The following is a 19,674-nucleotide window of genomic DNA, read 5'->3' on the forward strand; positions in this document are numbered from 1 at the left end:
CACCAATTGGGGCCTTTCAAAACGGTCGGTCTGCCCCATCTAGTAGAATCAGCGAATCAAACAACACGGCGGCACTGCGGGACTGGCCCGCACAGCCCCTCGATCATGGAGCGTGCATGGCCTGGAACACACCCGGCAACAAGGGCGGAGACGGCCCGGACCCCAACCGTCGCAGGTCCTGGGGCCCGCGCGGTGGTGGCAACGGTGGTGGCTGGGGCAATCTGCCCGCCCCGTTGAAAGAGCTGTTCGATGGTGGCGTGGGGCGCTGGATCCTGGTCGCGGTGGTGCTGATGGTGCTGTTCTCCAGCTTCCAGCTCATCGGCGAACAGCAGCGCGGCGTGGTGCTGCGCTTCGGCCAGTTCTCGCGCATCCTGCAGCCCGGCCCGAACTTCAAGCTGCCCTGGCCGGTCGAGTCGGTGCGCAAGGTCAACGCCACCGAGATCAAGACCTTCAGCAACCAGGTGCCGGTGCTGACCCGCGACGAGAACATCGTCAACGTCTCGCTCAACGTGCAGTACCAGATCAGCGACCCGCGCAAGTACCTGTTCGGTTCGCGCAATGCCGATCTGGTGCTGGAGCAGGCCGCGCAGAGTGCCGTGCGTGAGCAGGTCGGCCGTTCCGACCTCAATACCGTGCTCAACAACCGTGGCCCGCTGGCCATTGCCTCCAAGGATCGCCTGCAGGCGGCACTGGACGCCTACAACACCGGCCTGGCCGTCACCGGCGTGACCCTGCCCGACGCCCGCCCGCCGGAAGAAGTGAAGCCGGCCTTCGACGAGGTCAACGGTGCCCAGCAGGTGCGCGAGCGCCTGATCAACGAAGCCCAGGCCTACGCCGCCAAGGTGGTGCCCGAGGCACGCGGCCAGGGTGCGCGCACCCGCACCGGCGCCGAAGGCTACAAGCAGGCGGTGATCTCCAAGGCCGAGGGCGACGCCGATCGCTTCACGCTGTTGCAGGAGCAATACGCCAACGCGCCCGAGGTCACGCGCAAGCGCCTGTGGCTGGAAACCGTGCAGAAGGTGCTGTCGGAGAACCGCAAGGTGATCGGCAGCGATGGCCGCCAGGTCATCTACGTGCCGTTGCCGGCCGACGCCGGCAAGTCCGCCAGCAACAGCGGCACTACGGGTAACAGCGGCATGCCGTCGATGGTGCCGCAGGATGTGCTGTTGAATCCGCCGCAAACCAGTGGCGGCAGCGAGGGCATCCGCAATCCGGAGCGCGGTCCGCGCCCGACCGGCCGTGAGGGAACCGAATAATGAAGAATTCGCTAGTCATCGGCCTGATCGTCGCCGTGTTGCTGACCCTGATGGGCTCGGTGTTCGTGGTGCGCGAGGACCAGACCGCCATGGTGCTCAACCTGGGCCGTGTGGTGCGCGCCGACCTCAAGCCCGGCCTGCACTTCAAGATCCCGGTGGTGGAATCGGTGCGCGTGTTCGATCGCCGCTTCCAGGTGCTGGACACCGCCCCGGCGCGCTACTTCACCGCCGAGCAGAAAGACGTCAGCGTGGACTTCTTCGCCATCGGCTACATCTCCGACGTGCGGGCGTTCTATCGCGCCACCGGTGGTGAGGAGTCGGTCGCCAATTCGCGCCTGGCCCCGATCATCACCGACTCGCTGCGCAACCAGATCAACTCGCGCACCCTGCAGCAGCTGGTCTCCGGCGACCGCAGCGAATTGATCGCCAACCAGCTCAAGGGCATCAACGGCGCCATCAAGGGCTTAGGGATGCAGATCACCGACCTGCGCATCAAGCAGATCGACCTGCCGACCGACAGCCAGGTGATCACCGACGTCTACGAGCGCATGCGCGCCCAGCGCAAGCAGGAAGCCAGCAAGCTGCGTGCCGAAGGCGAAGAGCAGGCCCTGACCATCCGCGCCCAGGCCGACCGCGAGTCCACCGTGATCGTGGCCGACGCCGAGCGCGATGCGCAGAAGCTGCGCGGCGAAGGCGATGCCGACGCCGCCCGCATCTACGGCCAGGCCGGTGCCAAGGATCCGTCGTTCTACGCGTTCTATCGCAGCCTGGAGGCGTACCGCGGCTCCATGACCGACGGCAACGGCGTGGTGGTGCTGGACAAGAACGACCCGTTCCTGCAATACCTCAAGAGCGATCGTTGATCGCTGGCTGATCGCCATGCCTTGAAACGCCAACGCCCGCCTAACGCGGGCGTTGTCGTATGTGCCTCTCACTGCCGGGCAGGCAGACGCGCGCCCAACCGTAGGAGCGCACCCGGGCGCGACAGGCCTTGCCGGCCGACCCCGCTGATTGCCTCTGACAGTCAGCCGCCACATGGATCCCTAGCGCAGAACGCGGCAACCGCCGATATCTCGCGTGGTCCAAGGCCGTCAGCATCGTGCCATGGCCAACATCGACACTCCCGGGCATCGCGCGCTGCGCCGTGGCAGGCAGTCTTCGCCCAACAGCGCTTACCTGCTGACCACCACGACATGGCAGCGTCGCCCTGTGTTCGCAGATGTGCTGCTGGCCGCAGCGGCCTGCCGCGCGTTCACCGCGGCAACGCCCTCCGACGCCAGGCTGCTGGCCTGGGTATTGATGCCGGATCATGTGCATTGGTTGTTGCAGCTTGGAAGCACCACCGGGTTGGCCAACGCCGTCTCATGCATGAAAGCGTGTGCAGCGCGCGCGGTGAACGATCAGCGCCAGCATCACGCACCGGTCTGGAGCCGCAGCTACCACGACCACGCGTTGCGCAAGGACGAGGACCTGCACGCAGCCGCGCGCTACCTCATCGCCAATCCCCTCCGTGCCGGGCTGGTCAGCCGCGTGGGCGATTACCCGTTCTGGGACGCAATCTGGCTTTGAGAGGTGATCAATGCGCATCCAAACCCCGGCATCCTCGTAGGAGCGCACCCGGGCGCGACTGCTTTACCGGCAATGCCTGTCGCGCCCAGGTGCGCTCCTACGAGGTGCGGCGTGTCGGGATGTTGATCCGGTGCCTTTCGTGGATCGAATGATCGTGCGGGCGATCTGCAGATCGCGCGAGGCACGCCACCTCGCCGCGTAGGAGCGCACCCGGGCGCGACTGCTTTGCCGGCAATGCCTGTCGCGCCCAGGTGCGCTCCTACGAGGTGCGGCGTGTCGGGATGTTGATCCGGTGCCTTTCGTGGATCGAATGATCGTGCGTCGGCGATCTGCAGATCTCGCGAGGCACGCCACCTCGCCATGTAGGAGCGCACCCGGGCGCGACTGCTTTTACCGGCAATGCCCGTCGCGCCCAGGTGCGCTCCTACGGTGAGGCGTGGCGGGCTGCCGAACCGGGCACACTGCAACTCCCACGTTGTCCTGGTGTTGCTGATGCACGAGTTCCTGTCCGCGTTGTGCCTGATCGCCGTCATCGAAGGCCTGCTGCTGTTCGCCGCGCCCGCCGCCTGGAAGCGGATGGTCGAGCAACTGTTCAGCCTGCCCACGGCCCAACTGCGTGCCATCGGCGGTATGACCCTGGTGCTGGGCGCGATCGCGCTGTGGATCGTGCGTCACTGAGTGGGTGGTCCATTCCGACCGCAACGGGCAGCGTAGGAGCGCACCTGGGCGCGACAGGCCTTATCGGTGAAGCAGTCGCGCCCGGGTGCGCTCCTACGACCCGCGATGGGGGCTTGGGATTGCGAGGGGCCGGCAGGGCCCGGAGCACCGCGCAACCGATGGCCAGCGGCAATCCGACGAGCCCCCCGATCCGCCGTTCGCCGGGGGTAGTGCACGTCACCGGAAACCCGGATAATGCACAAAAGCCGGCCGGGCACGCTCACACAGGGCACCTCGTTCGGCTTTTTCCGTGTCAGGGCTTTACGCGCCGCTGCAAGGCTCCCCGATGGAGCCGCGCGCCAGGCGACGCCGCCAGCCGTGAACCGGTCCCATCCCGCGGCCCCGATGGCCGCAGCAAAACTCAGGAGTTCACCCGTCATGGGTCAGTCAGTTGTCGTGCTCGGTGCCCAGTGGGGCGATGAAGGCAAAGGCAAGATCGTCGATCTGCTCACCGAAGAGATCGGTGCGGTGGTCCGCTTCCAGGGTGGCCACAACGCCGGCCACACGCTCGTCATCAATGGCAAGAAGACCGTCTTGCACCTGATTCCGTCCGGCATCCTGCGCGACGACGCGCTGTGCCTGATCGGCAATGGCGTGGTGATCTCCCCGGCCGCGCTGATCAAGGAGATCAGCGAGCTTGAAGGCGCCGGTGTGGAAGTGCGCTCGCGCCTGAAGATCTCCCCGGCCGCGCCGTTGATCATGCCGTACCACATCGCCCTGGACCAGGCGCGCGAGAAGGCCGCCGGCGGCAAGGCCATCGGCACCACCGGCCGCGGCATCGGCCCGGCATACGAAGACAAGGTGGCCCGTCGCGGTATCCGCATCGCCGACCTGCACTACCCGCCGCAGCTGGAAGAGCTGCTGCGCACCGCGCTGGACTATCACAACTTCGTGCTGACCAAGTACCTGGGCGTGGAAGCGGTGGACTTCCAGAAGACCTTCGACGAGGCACTGGCCTTCGGCGACTACGTGCAGCCGATGAAGTCGGACGTGGCCGGCATCCTGCACGACCTGCGCAAGCAGGGCAAACGCGTGCTGTTCGAAGGCGCGCAGGGCGCGCTGCTGGACATCGACCACGGCACCTATCCGTACGTCACCAGCTCCAACACCACCGTCGGCGGCGCACTGGCCGGGACCGGCGTGGGCGCTGACGCCATCGACTACGTGCTGGGCATCGCCAAGGCCTACGCCACGCGTGTGGGCGGCGGCCCGTTCCCGACCGAGCTGGACGACGCAGTGGGGCAGGGCATCCGCGACCGCGGCGCCGAGTACGGCGCCTCCACCGGCCGCCCGCGTCGCTGCGGCTGGATGGACATCGTCGCGCTCAAGCGTGCGGTGGCTATCAACGGCATCTCCGGCCTGTGCATCACCAAGCTCGACGTGCTCGATGGCATGGAAAAGCTCAAGGTCTGCATCGCGTACGAATACCGCGGCAAGCGCACCGAATACGCCCCGCTGGACGCGCAGGGCTGGGAAGAGTGCACCCCGGTGTACCTGGAGTTCCCGGGCTGGACCGAGAACACCCACGGCATCACCGAGTGGGACAAGCTGCCAGTGGCCGCACGTGCCTACCTGCGCGCGCTGGAAGAACTGGCCGGCTGCCCGATCAGCATCGTCTCCACCGGCCCGGACCGTGACCACACGATGGTGCTGCAGGACCCGTTCGCCTGATCGGCTGAGGCCTATCGCGGCATCGTCCAACGGCCCGGCTTGTCCGGGCCGTTGGCGTTTGAGGATTACTGAGATTTGGCATGACTTTTGGCGGTGCCTGCGTGCCCGGTTCCGGCGGATCATCCGCGGTCTGGCGCCGTTGCGTGCCCACTTCGTCCCCATCGAGAATCTCCCATGCGTCTTCCCCTGGTGACCGCCATCGCACTGGCCCTGGTCGGTACAAGCCCGGCTGTCTCCGCCTTCGCAGCTGCGCCGGTGCCGCCGAGCGCCGAGGCTTCGTCCATCACCACCCAGTTGCCGCGCACAGCCAAGCCCACGCACTACGCAGTGGAGATCACTCCGCATGCTGACAAGATGCGCTTCGACGGCAAGGTCGCCATCGATATCAGTGTGCTGCAGCCCACCGACCAGATCGTGTTGCAAGCGGCCAGCTTGAGCTTCGCGCGCGGCACGCTCACGCAAAAAGGCGGCAAGCCGCAATCGGCCAAGATCAGCACCGATGCCGAGGCGCAGACCGCCACGTTCGCGTTCGGCAAGTCGCTGGCAGCGGGCGAGTACGTGCTGTCCATCGATTACAGCGGCGTGATCAACACGCAGGCCAATGGCTTGTTCGCGCTGGATTACACCACCGCGCAAGGTGCGCGCCGCGCGTTGTTCACCCAGTTCGAAAACTCCGATGCGCGCCGCTTCATTCCTTCCTGGGACGAGCCCAACTTCAAGGCCACTTTCGACCTGGCGATCAATGCGCCGGCCGGGCAGATGGCGGTGAGCAACATGCCGGTGGCCTCGTCGCGGCCGGGCGCAAACGGGCGCACCCGCATCGCGTTCCAGACCTCGCCCAAGATGTCCACGTACCTGCTGTTCGTCAGCGTGGGCGATTTCGAGCGCGCCACCGTCACCGCCGACAATGGCACCGAGATCGGTGTCATCGCGCAGAAGGGCAAGGTGGGTCAAGCGCAATTCGCGCTGGAATCCGGCCGCGATGTGTTGCACGAGTACAACGCCTACTTCGGCATCCCATACCCGCTGCCCAAGCTGGACAACATCGCCGCGCCCGGGCGCAGCCAGTTCTTCAGCGCCATGGAAAACTGGGGCGCGATCTTCACGTTCGAATACTCGTTGTTGCTGGATCCGGCGGTGGCCAACATCGATACCAAGCAAGGCGTGTCCACCGTCGCCGCGCACGAGATCGCGCACCAGTGGTTCGGCAATCTGGTGACCATGGCGTGGTGGGATGACCTGTGGCTCAACGAAGGCTTCGCCAACTGGATGGAAGCGCGCACCACGGCAAAACTGCATCCGGAATGGGACATCGACAAGACCGGTCCGGCCAAGAAGAGCCGCCTGGCCATGCGGCGCGATGCGTATGTGACCACCCACCCGGTGGTGCAGCACGTGGCCACCGTGGAGCAGGCCAGCCAGGCCTTCGACGCCATCACCTACGCCAAGGGGGAGGCAGTGATTGCCATGCTGGAAGACTATGTCGGCTCGGATCACTGGCGCGACGGCGTGCGCAGTTACATCAAGCAGCATCAGTACGGCAATGCGGTGACCGACCAGTTGTGGCAGCAGATCGACGCCGTGGCCCCGGGCAAGCAATTCACCCAGGTGGCACACGATTTCACCCTGCAGCCGGGCGTGCCGTTGATCAAGGCCAGCACCCGCTGCGTGGGTGGCCAGACCACGGTGACGCTGGAGCAGGGCGAGTTGACGCTGGACCGCCCCGACAAGCAGCCGTTGCGCTGGCATGTGCCGGTGGTCGTGCGCAGCGGCGACGCCACGCCGGTACGTGTGCTGGTAGACGGCACCGCCCAGGTGCAGGTGCCGAGCTGCGACGCACCGGTGGTGGTCAACGCCGGGCAAAAAGGCTACTTCCGCACCTTGTATGCGCCCGCACAGTTCAAGGCGCTGACCAGCAGGTTTGGCGCGCTGCCGGTGGTGGATCAATTGGGCGTGTTGAACGACACCGACGCACTGGCCGACGCGGGCATGCAGACAGAGGCCGATGTCTTGGATCTCACCGCACAGGTGGCAGTCGGCGCATCGCCCGACGTCTGGGACATGGTGGCCGGCATCTACGATGGTGTGGATGGCAGCTTCGAGCATGACCCGGCAGGGCGCGCCGCGTGGCGTGCCTATGCAGTGCCGCGCCTGTCGGCCGAATTCGCAACGCTGGGTTGGGACAACCGCGATGGCGACTCGGCGCAGATCCAGCAGTTGCGTACCCGCCTGATCGCCAGCCTCAGCGACATGGGCGATGCCGCCGTGATCGCCGAGGCGCGCAGGCGCTTTGCCGCTTTCCAGGCCACTCCCGCATCGCTGTCGCCGGAGCTGCGTGACAGCGTGCTGGGCGCGGTTGCGCGCAATGCCGACACCGCCACCTGGGACGCCCTGCATGCCTTGGCCAAGCAGGAAACCTCGGCGATGGTGCGCGACGCCTATTACGATTTCCTCTCCATGCCCATCGACGAGGCGCTGGCCAAGCGCGCGCTGGCACTGGCGTTGACACCAGAGCCGGGCGCCACCACCGGCGCAAGCATGATCGACCGGGTCGCCTCCCAGCATCCGGAGCTTGCCTTCGATTTCGCCGTGGCGCATCGCACGCAGGTGGACACACTGGTGGACTCCACCTCGCGCGCCCGCTACTACCCCGGCCTGGGCATCGACTCGGCCGAGCTTGCCACCGCCGACCGGATCAAGGCCTATGCCGAGCAGTACATCGCGCCGACCTCGCGGCAGGCCGCAGACAACGCCATCAACACGATCCAGACGCGGGTGAAGCTGCGGGCGGCCTCGCTGCCGCAGATCAAGGCGTGGTTGAAGGCACGCAAGCGCTGAGCGTTGCGGCCATCGCAGCACAGGAAACAGCCCGGCCTTGCCGGGCTTTTCTTTGCCGCGCTGCCGGCTTTATCCCATGCGCATCGACGCACTCTCGCGCTGCCGGTCCGCCTCCTGCTGCTGGCTCTGCGCCAACGCCTGCTGGCGGTCGGTACTGGCCACCTCCAGCTGCTGCAGCGACTGCGCCACCGGCGTCTGCACGGCCACATCGGTCGGCATATGGGCGCGCAGGTGCGCCGGGTTGTTCAACTCGCCCTGCACCACAAACACGTGGCGGCCGGCCGGGCTGTCGGCGGTCTGTTGGCTCAGCACCACATGGTCGGCCCGGTCCAGGTTGTTCTGGCGGGCGAGGGTCATCACGCTGGCGATGAGACGCTCGCTGCTCTCGTCCGGCGTGCGCCCGGCTTGCGCATCGATCGCGCTTACACCCGCACGCACCTGCTGCAGCAGTGCGTAGTCCCGGTGATCAGGGCCGATATCGGTCAGTTTGGTGGGCGCCTGCGTCCGATCCGGCAGGCCGTCGGCCGACGCCGTGAACGGGCTGCGGGTGATGGAGCGGTACGGGTCGTCTTCGTGGAACTGCGTGGCTTTCTGCTGCCGCTCCAGGCGCACGGCGCGGGCATCATCGAGTTCGGCGATACGGCCGGCATTGGTTTCTTCGCGCATGGACAGATGCCCGCCGCCAGCGCTGACGTTCACCCACTTCTGTTCTTTCTCGAAGTACATCGCGTAGAAGCTGTTGCTGCCGATGACATTTGGGTCGACGGCGGAGCGGCCCTCCAGCATCTGGATCGCCTCGGTGGTGCCGAGCTTGGCCAGGTACTGGCTGCCGGCCGCCAGTCCCATCTGGGCAAAGGTCTCGTAGCCGGTATTGCTGATGCGAGTGGCGCCGACGTACTCGTTGTCGAGCATGCTGGTCCAGATCTGTTCCAGCTTCTGGGGGCCGCTTTTTTCCAGGGCGGCTTGCAGGAGGACGCGTGGGGTCCAGCAGTTGGGGTCGAGCTCATGGTCCAGGAAAGCTTGGTCGTGTGCCAGCATGACGTCAGCACCTGGCAAGTTCTGCGCAAGGTCCGGGCGGTGTTCGCTCATCCAGTATCGTCTGACTTCAAGATCCTTTTTGAGCAGGGTTTGCCCAAATGCTTCCCATTGCCTCTCGCTCAATTCAGCGTTGGCAAAACGCGAGCCGTTGTCGTGTTGGGTCCTGGCGTAATCCTGTGCGTAACTATTTGCGACCCGACCAGGCAAGCTGTCGTTGCGCACCACGCCTAACGCCAACGTCCCGTAACCATCTGAACCATCTAGTTGCGAAAGATAGTTCCAGTACAGCTCGCGGTTGCCCGCGTCCGCGTAGCTGGAAAGAATCTTCAGATCCTGCTCGCTCAATCCGCTCATGTCCTGCTCCTGATAGTCGCGCTGATCACTTCACCTTGGTCCGTGCCAGCACGTTCCGTACCGCGTCTTCCATGTGTTTCCAGTCTTTCAAGAAGGCGCGCTTATAGTTCAGGGTGATGGAAAGCTTGTTCTCGATGTCAGAGAAGTAGTGGACACAACTTGCAGCAACAGCGCCTTTTTCGTGTACCACCTCAGATCCCTCCAGCCGCACGCCATCCCCACGAAATTTTGTGCTGTCGCACTTGATGAAGGTGATGAGCCCACCGCTTGAGTCGCGGGCGACGTACCAGTCATCTTCGTAGGCGGGGTTGCGAATCGGCGGCTTTCCATAGCGGTCCTCGTACTCTTTTGAGTACGTCAGCATTTTCGCTTCGTCTATTGCGTAGGGCGTCAGGCCCAAAGTGTCTTGCTGGGCAAGGCGGAGATCAAGGCGCTGCCTCGGATCTCGGCGTTCCACCGAATTGGCTTCGGTAATTGCCTCATTGGACGAGTGTCGCTCCAAAGATGTCTCGATGGGAACCCGGTCGATGTAGTTGATCCGAACTGAAATTTCTTTCCGGAAATCATTCGTACGCGGGTTGGCCCGTGCCCCGGGCGGGGTGGGGGTCATGCCTGGCCACTCGATGACAAGCGTGACGCCTTCGCCCGGCCATGGCGCGATTTGGCTGTCCAGGTAGTTGGCGGGGATGCGGAAGGTGTTCGGCCCCAGCTTTACGTCAACCGGAGCGTCCGAATAGGTGTGCCCGTTGATGGTGCGGCCTGTGGTGACGTTGTCTGGCATGGGGGAAGTCCTTTTCTGTTCGGGTGATGACGTCCGTGCACAGGCACTGCCGGTCACAGCAACGGCGAGTGCAAGGGCCAGGCACCGGCCGGATGACATCATGTGCATTGGTCAATCCATTGCGGGGTTCGCCGCAAACTATAGACAAATCAGCATTAACGCGACAGCCAAGGTCGAGCCAGCGATTGCGTGTGCAATACCCCGGAAGAATGGGAGAGCGATCACTTGTGGCCAACAGGAGCATACGCGTGGATCATGATTTTTGGCGATGTAACAGCAGCTGGCCATGCGTGTTGACAAAAGTGTGGATCACCCAACTTTGGTGCGTGCCAAAACGTCCCGAATCGCTTTTTCCATACGTTTCCAGTCCCTTAGAAACGCGCGATGGTAGTTGAGCGTGATGGATAGTTTGTTCTCGACATCCACAAGGTAGTGCGTACATCCGGCGACAACTGGTTCTTCTTCGTCAATGACTTGGTCGCCCTCAAGCCGTATGCCGTCCTTACGAAACTTGACGCTATCGCACTTGATGAAAGTGGTGAGATTGCCGCCGGAATCGCGCGCGACATACCAATCGTCCTCAAACGCAGGGTTGCGTGTCGGAGGTTTGCTGTAGCGGGCTTCGTACGCTTTAACGTACACCGCCATCTTTTCTTCATCGATGGCATAGGGCGTCAATCCGAGTGTTTCAGGCTGTGCGATACGCAGATCGAGTCTGTCGACGGGATCACCCCGTTCGACCGAATCAGGCTCGGTAATTGCTTCGTTGGATGAGTAGCGTGCCAGCAATGCCTCGATGGGGACGCGGTCGACATAGTCAACCGAGGCATGGATTTCCTTGCGGAAATCATTCGTACGCGGGTTGGCCCGTGCCCCGGGCGGGGTGGGGGTCATGTCTGGCCACTCGATGACAAGCGTGACGCCTTCGCCCGGCCATGGCGCGATCTGGCTGTCCAGGTAGTTGGCGGGGATGCGGAAGGTGTTCGGCCCCAGCTTTACGTCAACCGGCGCGTCCGAATAGGTGTGCCCGTTGATGGTGCGGCCTGTGGTGACGTTGTCTGGCATGGGTGAAGTCCTTTTCTGTTCGGGTGATGGCGTCCGTGCACAGGCACTGCCGGTCACAGCAACGGCGAGTGCAAGGGCCAGGCACCGGCCGGATGACATCATGTGCATTGGTCAATCCATTGCGGGGTTCGCCGCAACTATAGGCAACCTGGGATCAGCGCGACAGCAAGGGCCAGGCCTGCGATGACCCATGCCATGCGCCGCATGGCATGGGAATGCGATCACGCGCTGCCGGCAGGAGATGCCAGTGAATCAAGATGCTGGCGGTGCAACGGCAGTTCGCCATGTGTGCTGAAGAAGGACGTTTACCGCCATCGATCGCACTATGTGTCGAGTTGCAGCGTGGTCAACGCAGAAGTCGCCGCGTCACGCCCCAAACGCACCATCGATCGTGTGCATCGCCCCGGTGACAAAGCCTGCTTCCGGGCCGGCGAGCCAGGCCACCATGCCGGCCACTTCGTCGGCGCGGCCGTGGCGCTTGATTGCCATGAAGCTGTGCATCAGGTCTTTCATCGGCCCGTTTTCCGGGTTGGCGTCGGTATCAATCGGGCCCGGTTGCACCACGTTGATGGTGATGCCACGCGGCCCGAAGTCGCGGGCCAGCCCGCGCGCCAGCCCTTGCAGCGCGGATTTGCTCAGCGCGTAGGACGCCATGCCGGGCAGCGGCATGCGGTCGCCGTTGACCGAGCCGATCACGATGATCCGCCCGCCGGGCGGCATCTGCCGCGCTGCCTCCACGGCGGCGTGGTAGGGCGCGTGCACGTTGATGCGGAACAGCCGGTCCACTGCGTCCGGATCCTGGTCCAGCGAATCACCGAACAAGGCGATGCCGGAGTTGACCACCAGCACATCCAGCGGCCCGCTGCGGCGCACCGTGTCGATGACCGCATCGCGGTCGGCGCTGTCGGCCAGCACCGCGGTGCTGCCGGTGTCGCTGGCCAGGCGCTGCGCCGCCTCGGCGGAGCCTGCATAGGTAAACGTCACCCGTGCGCCCTCGGCCACGAAGCGCCGCACGATGGCGGCCCCAATTCCCCGGCTGCCACCGAGCACCAACACCGACTTGTTTTTGAACGCTGACATGCACTCACCTCGCAATTAATGTAGCGAGTAATACATAATAGATTTCGTCTGCCGTCAAGGATTTTGTAACAGTGACTACAGAAACCTCCCGGGCCCGCGGGCGGCCGCGGGCGTTCGACCCGGATCAAGCGGTCGCCACTGCGCAGCAGCTGTTCCATGCGCGCGGCTACGACGCACTGAGCGTGGCCGACCTCACCCAGGCGATGGGCATCAACCCGCCCAGTTTCTACGCCGCCTTCGGCAGCAAGGCCGGCCTGTATGCGCGCATCCTCGACCGCTACGCGCAGACCGGGGCCATCCCGCTGCCGCAGATTCTGGACGCCAGCCGCCCGCTGGCCGACGCCCTGGCCGACGTACTGGAGCAGGCCGCCCGCTGCTACGCCGCAGACCCCGCCGCCACCGGCTGCCTGGTGCTGGAAGGCACGCGCAGCAACGACGCGCAGGCGCGCGAGGCGGCCTGCGGCTTTCATGTCGCCGCCCAGGAGCTGATCCGCTCCCACATCGCCAAACACTGCCCGCACGACGCAGACCGGCTGGCGGATTTCGTCAGCACCACCATGGCCGGGCTGTCCGCCAGCGCCCGGCATGGGCAGAGCCTGGAGCGTCTGCTGGCGAGCGCGCGGTTGGCGGGGGAGGGGATTCGGGCGGCGCTGCGCGGATAGGCTGAGTGCTTGGTTGCGGGGGGCAGGGGGCGTTCTACTGTGGACTCACCTGCGTGCCAGCATGCCCACTGACGTGATAATCGGCGACGGTGGAGCAGTGGCTGGCAAAGCTGCAAGAGCTTGACGCGCGCACATGGCGCAGACGTACAGCCAAGCGCACGAGGTCGCAAGGGGAGGCGATGAAGCCATTGAGCATTGGATGAGCCGTGTCTGGCCTCCGCCGTTGAGCGGTAGACCCCCGTTTAGGTCAGAGCGGCAGCAAAGACTGCTCGCAAAACAGCTCGTTCGCCGGATATTCCATATTCCGGAATATGGAATATGGAATATGGCGGGCCAGGCCTAGACCTATGCATCCCTTGGAGAAGCGCTGGGCATGCGCCCTTCTCAGGTGCATCGCATCTTCAAGCGAGCTGTGGCATCCGGCTTGGCGCTGGAAAAAAGCTGCGGCGCGTTGGAGACGGTACGCACGGCGCTACATGAGTTTGCGGTCCACGGCGTGCGCTATGCCTTTCCCGCCGTAATCGGGCCGCCAAAGCGTGGCATTCCTACGGCATTTGGCGTGCCCGCACTGTCCACTGCGATTGCCAGCGCCCCAGGGGAGGCACCGGTGTGACCAAGCGCGCAGGGCACAGCCAAACGTGCCCTGTTAGCTGGAAAACGCAGCGCCCTTGGGCGCTGCTGTAGGAGCTGGCGGCGAAGCTCCAAGCGATGGGTGTCAGTCGGTCTCCACCGCTGCAGCGCGCTTTCCCATTGCCGCCTCGATCAGCGCCAAGAGGTTCTGCTGGCGCTGATCACAGAAGCTGTCGAAGTCATCGGCACGCAGGGCGGCGACCGGGATGCGATGGCTGGCCACTAGTGCATCCATGCCAACGTTGTCCAGTTGGACCTGCTTGTGGGCCTGCAGGGCGGCCAGATAGCTGGAGGGGGCCGATCCGCCAATCATGCGGTTGGCCTTGTAGGAGATCGGCGTCTTGTTGATGATCGAGTCGTAGCGCCGACGCGGGATGTCCTGCTTTTCGCACCAATCGCGCGGGAAGATGTGGTGGATGTCCAGCGCCACCTCGTCGGCTTCCAGGTCGCGGATGCGCGATTTCCAGAACAGGTCCTGTGCGCCTTCGCGCAGCACCAGCACGTTGATGCCCTTGTAGGCGGCGCTCAGGCGCGAGGTCAGCGAGGCGAGGCGGTCGATCTGGAAGGTGGCGTCGGCAATCGTGCGCGGCGGTTGGTCATCGTGCTCGATCCAGCTCAGCAACTCGTCGACGTCGTTGGCGATACGCGTCTCCACCGCGCCGCCGTAGAGTTCGCCCAGCACGCCGCACCAGAACCACTGTGCCAGCTTCTGGTGGATGCGCGGCTCGCGCCAGTGCTCGTCGGCCCCAATCAATGCCAACACCGCCGCCAACGGCGCCAGCTGGGTGCGGTAAGGCAGGTCGCGTGGCGCGGTGAAACATTCCTGGCGCAGGAACTTGGCCGCACGCAGGAACCCTTGTTCAACCGGGTTGGCCCAGCGCTTGTAGGCATCCAGCGGCAGTTCCAGCACCGATGCGCGCTTGGCGCTGACCGGGGCCACCTGCTTGCCGGTCTTGCCGGCCTCGATATCGCCACGGCGCTTTTCCAGCGTATGCAGCATGGTCACCGCCTGCAGAAAGTCGGTGTTCTCCACCCCGCGCAGGATTGGTTCCTTCGCCAGCCGCTTGTAGCGCGAGGACACCTTACGCAGCTCGCTGCCGTACCAGTCGTCGCGCAGGTTGTAGCCATCGGCCGCGTAGCTGGCGGTCACCAACTCGAACACCGATAGCGGGACGCCGCCGGTATTGACCTTCTCGAACACCAGGCACACCGCTTCCTTGCTGGTCTCCTTCTTCAGCACGATCAGCGGAATCTGGTACTCGTTGTATGCATCGAGCACCTTTTCTTTGAACTCAAAGAACTGCGCCTGCGCAGCGGCGTTGAACTTGAACAGGTCCTGCAGCCAGCCCATCGCCTCCAGGATCTCCGAGCATGGGAAGTACAGCTGTTTGCATTCCAGCTCGCGCGTGGACAGGTCCAGATCCAACCTGCGGCCGAAGTCGCTGCGCTGCTGGCGGCTGCCGTCGGTGGCGATGATGGCCTCGTCCAGCCGGTCCGGGCCGGCCAGCGCGGTGGGGATATGGATGTAGTAGTGGCGGTCGACCGGCTTGCCTTTGTCGGTCGTGGTCTTGACCGGGCCGGACAGCTTGAGCACCTGGGTCAGCGTGGTCAGGCGCTGCTGGCCATCGAGAATCAGCTTCTCCGGCGCGGCCAGCCCTTCCAGCGGCACGTTTTCCACCGGGCGGACCTGGAAGCGCACCTCGCCGCCGGTTTCCAGCAGCATCACTGCACCCACCGGGAAGGAGCGCCCCAGGCTGACCAGCAGGCTGCGCACATGTTCGTCATCCCAGACCCAGCCGCGCTGGAAATCCGGTAGCTGGATCTTGCCTTGGACGACGTCCTTGAGCAGGTCCTTCAATGGCAGTTTGGTGCTGTCGAATGTGGTCATGGGTTCGCTTCCTTGTGATGGATGGGATGGATCAGATCAGCTTGTCGCCGCCTTGCGGCCGCGCTTTGGTTTGGGCGTGGCGGCGCGCTGGGTGCGGATGCGTTCTAGCAGCACGCTGGCCGGTTCGTCGCTGGGGTCCTGCGGCACCAGTTCGCCGCGGAAGGCCTTGGCGAGCAGGCTCTGGGTCAGCGCGTCGATGCGCTGCTGGGCGGCGGCGACCTTGGCTTCCAACTGGTCGGCGTAGGCGAAGAGCTGTTCGACGCGGCGGACTATTTCGGTCTGTTCGGACAAAGTAGGGACCAGAATCGAGCAGGCTTTGACGTCCCCCTGATTGATGCTTGCCTGATTGACTGCATGCTTCGCGTTGCCGATTAGCCTTGCACGTCCAATCTCGGCGCTCAATGCACGCATCAAGAATTCGGGTTCGATCACCCGCTCATCGACGGCTATTCGCATCATATTGCTTTCAAAAACCGTCGGTCCTGGGAGCGAGCGCACAAGCGCGCACTTGCCGAGATATTCGATGCTGTTGACGCGGTTGATGAGGATGTCACCTACCTTGAGCGCCCACACCTGTTCTTCGCGTGCGTCGAGTTGGAGGGACCGTAAAGAGTGCCAATCCCTTAGCTCGCCGGAATAGAAGCCATCAATCCTAACGATCTTTGTTCCAGAGCCGTATGTGCTTGACGGCTTATACAGCCCGTTCTGCGGCCCCGTCCGGATAAGCTCGCCCAGTTTCGTCGGGACGGGGTCATCCAAACCTTGCGTCGCGCGCCATTCGCTTGTCAGCTCGCATGTCGCTGCGGAAGTCAGTACGGACTGGCGGAAGCGCTTGAGCAGGGCGGGGATGGCGTCGACGCGGGCCTTGAGGTTGTTGACCTGGGCCAGCAGCGCATCCAGCTTCTGCGTGATGCGCTTTTGCTCTGCGAGTGGTGGCAGCAGAAACGGGGCAGTTTTTGCTTGTTCTGTTCCGAGTCGCGGCATTCTCACGCCATGTGTCACTGCTTGTACGTAGTCGCGGAAGCGTGGCGATTTGAGGTAGTGAAATAGATAGCCGCCGTCTAGCTGATTGGGCTTAATGGCGATAATTTCACTTGAGCTATACCCGTTGCGGTCTGCGCGAACCACCTTATTGAGATAAGGGCGCAACTTTCCGTAAAGCACGTCGCCGGCATGGAAGCTGTTTTTGGCACTTTGTGGTTTGCGTTTGCCGACCGTTTCGTAGGCGAGGATGCGTGACGAGTCGCGCTCGATGTCTTCGAGTTCGAGTAGCCATGCGTCTTCTTGCATTGCATCCGGTTGCACGGTTGTGTTGTCTGCGTAATTGACAACATCGCCAAGCTTGAGCTCCATCCATCCACCCGGCAACTCACTCACCGTCCACCTCGCTGCTGGTCACTTCCAGCCCCATCACCTCGGCCAGCAGCCGCTTCTGTTCCAGTGCTTCGTCGCCGGCGCCCAGCGCCTGCATCAGCGCGTCGAGTTCGCGTAGGGCTTCGCTGAGCTCGGCCATCGCTTCGGCGGCCAGCACTTCGGGCGCGGGCAGGCTGTCGGCGTCGACGCTGTCGGCGTCCTTGAGCCAGCTGATATCCAGCGAGTCGCCGCGCTCGGCGATCTGGGGGCGGGTGAAGCAACGGAAGCGCCCTTGTTCCCCTTCATCGGTGCGCGGGCTGGCGCCGTTGAGATCGGTGCCGTAGGCCTCCTCGAACGGTTTGAGATGCGCCGGCCCGAACGGCGTGCGCTTGCCGAAGCTGGGCATGTTGCTGCGCAGGTCGTAGACCCACGTCGCCTGCGTGCAGCCGGTGTCCTGGCGCGGGTTGGCGGCGGTGCCTTTCTGGAAGAACAGCACATTGGTCTTGACGCCCTGCGCGTAGAAGATGCCGGTGGGCAGGCGCAGCAGGGTGTGCAGGTTGCACTTGTCCATCAGGTCGCGGCGGATGTCGGTGCCGATGCCGGCCTCGAACAGCACATTGTCCGGTAGTACCACGGCGGCGCGGCCACCGGGCTTCAGGCCACGGTAGATGTGCTGCAGGAAGGCGAGCTGCTTGTTGCTGGTCTTGTAGGTGAGGTCGTCACGGGTGGGGCCGCCGCCGCCCTTGGCGGTGCCGAACGGCGGGTTGGACAGGATGATGTCCACCTTGGGCAAGGCGGCGCCGGCATTGCCGAGGCTGTTGCCGAGCTGGACCACGCCGGCGCCTTCGCCGGACATGCCGTGCAGCAGGCAGTTCATCAGCGCCAGGCGGCGGGTGCCGGGCACCAGCTCCATGCCGGTATAGGCCTTTTTCTGCTGGAAGCGGCGGGCCTTGTCGTCGAGCGTGTACAGAGCGTCGGTGTTGGCCTTGATGTACGCATCGGCGGCGATCAGAAAGCCGGCGGTACCGGCGGCCGGATCCTGCAGGGTTTCGCCGGGCTGCGGCTGCAGGCAGCGGATGATGGCGTCGATCAGCGCACGTGGGGTGAAGTACTGGCCGGCACCGGACTTGGTCTCGTTGGCGTTCTTCTGCAACAGGCCTTCGTAAAGGTCGCCCAGGCCGTCCTCGCGCGCGCTGAACCAGTCCAGCCCGTCGAGCGCGGTGACCAGGGTTTCCAGATGGCGCGGTTCCTTGAGGCGGGTCTGCGCGTCGGCGTAGATGGCGGCGATCATCGGATCGCTGCTCTTGCCCAGGTCCAGCAGCATCTGCCGGTAGTGGTTGAGCAGGTTGAGGCCGGACTTGCCGCTGAGATCGGGCCAGCGGCTGCCGGCGGGCAGCTTGTGCTCGAAGGCGTCGTTGTTGCGTACCTGCTCGTATTCCATCTTGACGAACAGCAACAGCACCAGCTCGGTGACGTAGTCGCTGTAGTTGATGCCGTCGTCGCGCAGGACGTCGCAGAGGTTCCAGAGTTTCTGGACGATGTCGTTATGGGTCATGGGGTGCTGCCTGTTCTGAAGTGGTGCGGGCCGGCAGCGCGATGCTGGAGGCCGGCGTGTTGATGGCGTAACGGGTGCTGCGGCCGCTGCCGGGCAGGCGGCGCAGGCAGCCTTTTTCCAGCAGGTCTGCCAGATGGCGGGTGGCGGTGGCCTTGGAGACCTTGGCCACGGCCTGGTATTGCGAGGCGCTGATGCCGTGTTCGAAGCCGCGCTCGCCGCCATCGAGCAGACGGTTGAGCACCTTGACCTGTTCGGCCGACAGCGGCTGTGCGTGGTGTAGCTGCCAGAAGCGCGCCTTGGCCAGCACGCGGTCGATGCGGTGCAGGGCCTGCACGAGGCTGTCATGCAAGGTGGCCAGGAACCAGTGCAGCCAGTGGGTGATGTCGAGCAGGCCTTTCTGGGTAGTTTCCAGGCTGCGGTAATAGCCGCTGCGGTCGGCGAGGATGCTGGCCGACAGTGCATGGAGACGGATCGCCTGCGGTTGCGCCTGGGCCAGGGCGAGATCGGTGAGTGCGCGGGTGAGGCGGCCATTGCCGTCGTCGAACGGGTGCAGAGTGACGAACCACAGATGGGCGATGCCGGCACGCAACAGCGGGTCTAGCGTGGCGTCGGTGCGCGAGCTGGCGAACCAGTCGAGGAAGGCGGCGAGCTGGGCGTCCAGGCCGTCGCGCGGCGGGGCTTCGAAGTGGACGGTGGGGCGGTCGAGGCGGCCGGAGACAACCTGCATCGGTTCATCGCCACGGAGCGCGCCGATGCGGATGCGCGTGGGCAGCAGGCTGTCCTGTTCGGCAAACAGCCAGCGGTGCCATTGCAGCAGTCGGGGCAGGTCCAGCGGGGCGTCGGCGTGGCCGGTGGCGTCTAGCATCAGCTCGGCCAGCCCCTCGCTGCGGCCAGTCGTGCGGCGCGGGCTGTCTTCGGCCAGGCCCAGATGGCGGGCCAGCGAGGAGCGTACCGAGCCGACATCCAGCCGCTCGCCCTCAATGGCCGAGGAGGTGACGATGTTGGAGAGCAGGGTGTCCAGCGCTTCGGCGGCCTGCTGGTCGCCGGCGACCGCGCCGGCCATGCCAAGCAGCTGGCCGTGGGCGTGCTGGCAGTCGCGCAGCAGTGCCGCCAGAGCATCTGCCTGCCAGTGGAAACGAGGCCAGTCAGGCTGCTGCCAGATCCAGCGGGGGCGGAGTTCGGTTGTCTGGTTGGGCATCGGTGAGCCGATTGGCTGG

The 19,674-nt window shown here is 64.6% G+C and carries 15 protein-coding genes and 1 pseudogene; 8 read left to right on the plus strand and 8 right to left on the minus strand.

Translation table 11 applies throughout. The features are described from left to right. Positions 1-116 precede the first annotated feature (116 nt). From hflK to EO141_RS15405, 6 genes are all read left to right on the plus strand, one after another. Positions 117-1,256 carry an FtsH protease activity modulator HflK gene (gene hflK / locus EO141_RS15380; protein WP_115676309.1) on the plus strand — a complete coding sequence of 380 codons (1,140 nt, stop codon included), beginning with the start codon at positions 117-119 and terminating at the stop codon, positions 1,254-1,256. Then, on the plus strand, positions 1,256-2,119 hold the full coding sequence (locus tag EO141_RS15385; RefSeq protein WP_039523939.1) for a protease modulator HflC: 864 nt from the start codon (positions 1,256-1,258) through the stop codon (positions 2,117-2,119). Before hflK ends, EO141_RS15385 begins: the two co-directional genes overlap by 1 nt. Positions 2,120-2,360: 241 nt before the next feature. Beyond that, positions 2,361-2,825 carry a transposase gene (locus EO141_RS15390; RefSeq protein ID WP_119130910.1) on the plus strand — a complete coding sequence of 155 codons (465 nt, stop codon included), beginning with the start codon at positions 2,361-2,363 and terminating at the stop codon, positions 2,823-2,825. A gap of 492 nt (positions 2,826-3,317) precedes the next feature. Next, entirely contained in the window at positions 3,318-3,503 is a 186-nt protein-coding gene (locus EO141_RS15395) for a DUF2065 family protein (protein ID WP_127169594.1), read from the plus strand. A 417-nt stretch (positions 3,504-3,920) separates the two neighbouring features. Next, complete coding sequence (locus EO141_RS15400; protein ID WP_046341959.1) at positions 3,921-5,213, plus strand: adenylosuccinate synthase; 1,293 nt, start codon at positions 3,921-3,923, stop codon at positions 5,211-5,213. 174 nt (positions 5,214-5,387) lie between these two features. Next, complete coding sequence (locus EO141_RS15405; RefSeq protein ID WP_127169595.1) at positions 5,388-8,051, plus strand: M1 family metallopeptidase; 2,664 nt, start codon at positions 5,388-5,390, stop codon at positions 8,049-8,051. A 69-nt stretch (positions 8,052-8,120) separates the two neighbouring features. Here EO141_RS15405 and EO141_RS15410 read toward each other — a convergent pair whose 3' ends face one another. The 4 genes from EO141_RS15410 to bdcA form a co-directional block, all read right to left on the minus strand. Then, positions 8,121-9,443 carry an XVIPCD domain-containing protein gene (locus EO141_RS15410; protein WP_164739236.1) on the minus strand — a complete coding sequence of 441 codons (1,323 nt, stop codon included), beginning with the start codon at positions 9,441-9,443 and terminating at the stop codon, positions 8,121-8,123. Between the two features lie 25 nt (positions 9,444-9,468). Then, positions 9,469-10,332: a hypothetical protein gene (locus EO141_RS15415; RefSeq protein WP_127169596.1), complete on the minus strand. Its 864-nt coding sequence runs from the start codon at positions 10,330-10,332 to the stop codon at positions 9,469-9,471. Positions 10,333-10,533: 201 nt separating this feature from the next. Next, positions 10,534-11,397 (minus strand): hypothetical protein, encoded by an 864-nt coding sequence (locus EO141_RS15420; RefSeq protein ID WP_127169597.1) that lies wholly within the window; start codon positions 11,395-11,397, stop codon positions 10,534-10,536. 258 nt (positions 11,398-11,655) lie between these two features. Beyond that, on the minus strand, positions 11,656-12,369 hold the full coding sequence (bdcA, locus tag EO141_RS15425) for an SDR family oxidoreductase (protein ID WP_127169598.1): 714 nt from the start codon (positions 12,367-12,369) through the stop codon (positions 11,656-11,658). Between the two features lie 71 nt (positions 12,370-12,440). On the opposite strand from bdcA, the gene EO141_RS15430 reads away from it, so the two are divergent. Both EO141_RS15430 and EO141_RS15435 read left to right on the plus strand, forming a co-directional pair. Beyond that, complete coding sequence (locus EO141_RS15430; protein WP_127169599.1) at positions 12,441-13,031, plus strand: TetR/AcrR family transcriptional regulator; 591 nt, start codon at positions 12,441-12,443, stop codon at positions 13,029-13,031. A 325-nt stretch (positions 13,032-13,356) separates the two neighbouring features. Then, positions 13,357-13,641: pseudogene (locus EO141_RS15435) on the plus strand (hypothetical protein); the annotation flags it as partial. Between the two features lie 105 nt (positions 13,642-13,746). Here the strand turns inward: EO141_RS15435 and EO141_RS15440 are convergent. Genes EO141_RS15440 through EO141_RS15455 form a run of 4 tightly spaced genes read right to left on the minus strand, consistent with a single transcriptional unit; the run spans position 13,747 to position 19,655 of the window. Further along, positions 13,747-15,549 carry a DUF262 domain-containing protein gene (locus EO141_RS15440; RefSeq protein ID WP_127169600.1) on the minus strand — a complete coding sequence of 601 codons (1,803 nt, stop codon included), beginning with the start codon at positions 15,547-15,549 and terminating at the stop codon, positions 13,747-13,749. A 36-nt stretch (positions 15,550-15,585) separates the two neighbouring features. After that, positions 15,586-16,926 carry a restriction endonuclease subunit S gene (locus EO141_RS15445; RefSeq protein ID WP_127169601.1) on the minus strand — a complete coding sequence of 447 codons (1,341 nt, stop codon included), beginning with the start codon at positions 16,924-16,926 and terminating at the stop codon, positions 15,586-15,588. Beyond that, positions 16,919-18,457 (minus strand): N-6 DNA methylase, encoded by a 1,539-nt coding sequence (locus EO141_RS15450; RefSeq protein ID WP_127169602.1) that lies wholly within the window; start codon positions 18,455-18,457, stop codon positions 16,919-16,921. The genes EO141_RS15445 and EO141_RS15450 overlap by 8 nt, the downstream gene beginning before the upstream one ends. Next, entirely contained in the window at positions 18,447-19,655 is a 1,209-nt protein-coding gene (locus EO141_RS15455) for a Fic family protein (protein WP_127169603.1), read from the minus strand. Before EO141_RS15455 ends, EO141_RS15450 begins: the two co-directional genes overlap by 11 nt. Positions 19,656-19,674 lie beyond the last annotated feature (19 nt).

Origin of the sequence: Xanthomonas sp. BRIP62415 (assembly GCF_003993515.1) — a bacterium.
In the GTDB taxonomy this organism is placed as follows: Bacteria; Pseudomonadota; Gammaproteobacteria; order Xanthomonadales; family Xanthomonadaceae; genus Xanthomonas; species Xanthomonas euroxanthea.

What these genes read in the sequence shown, in the direction of transcription:
- hflK (WP_115676309.1), top strand. Translation starts at nt 117, where the DNA reads ATGGCCTGGAACACACCCGGCAACAAGGGCGGAGACGGCCCGGACCCC.
- EO141_RS15385 (WP_039523939.1), top strand. Translation starts at nt 1,256, where the DNA reads ATGAAGAATTCGCTAGTCATCGGCCTGATCGTCGCCGTGTTGCTGACC.
- EO141_RS15390 (WP_119130910.1), top strand. Translation starts at nt 2,361, where the DNA reads ATGGCCAACATCGACACTCCCGGGCATCGCGCGCTGCGCCGTGGCAGG.
- EO141_RS15395 (WP_127169594.1), top strand. Translation starts at nt 3,318, where the DNA reads ATGCACGAGTTCCTGTCCGCGTTGTGCCTGATCGCCGTCATCGAAGGC.
- EO141_RS15400 (WP_046341959.1), top strand. Translation starts at nt 3,921, where the DNA reads ATGGGTCAGTCAGTTGTCGTGCTCGGTGCCCAGTGGGGCGATGAAGGC.
- EO141_RS15405 (WP_127169595.1), top strand. Translation starts at nt 5,388, where the DNA reads ATGCGTCTTCCCCTGGTGACCGCCATCGCACTGGCCCTGGTCGGTACA.
- EO141_RS15410 (WP_164739236.1), bottom strand. Translation starts at nt 9,443, where the DNA reads ATGAGCGGATTGAGCGAGCAGGATCTGAAGATTCTTTCCAGCTACGCG.
- EO141_RS15415 (WP_127169596.1), bottom strand. Translation starts at nt 10,332, where the DNA reads ATGCACATGATGTCATCCGGCCGGTGCCTGGCCCTTGCACTCGCCGTT.
- EO141_RS15420 (WP_127169597.1), bottom strand. Translation starts at nt 11,397, where the DNA reads ATGCACATGATGTCATCCGGCCGGTGCCTGGCCCTTGCACTCGCCGTT.
- bdcA (WP_127169598.1), bottom strand. Translation starts at nt 12,369, where the DNA reads ATGTCAGCGTTCAAAAACAAGTCGGTGTTGGTGCTCGGTGGCAGCCGG.
- EO141_RS15440 (WP_127169600.1), bottom strand. Translation starts at nt 15,549, where the DNA reads ATGACCACATTCGACAGCACCAAACTGCCATTGAAGGACCTGCTCAAG.
- EO141_RS15450 (WP_127169602.1), bottom strand. Translation starts at nt 18,457, where the DNA reads ATGACCCATAACGACATCGTCCAGAAACTCTGGAACCTCTGCGACGTC.
- EO141_RS15455 (WP_127169603.1), bottom strand. Translation starts at nt 19,655, where the DNA reads ATGCCCAACCAGACAACCGAACTCCGCCCCCGCTGGATCTGGCAGCAG.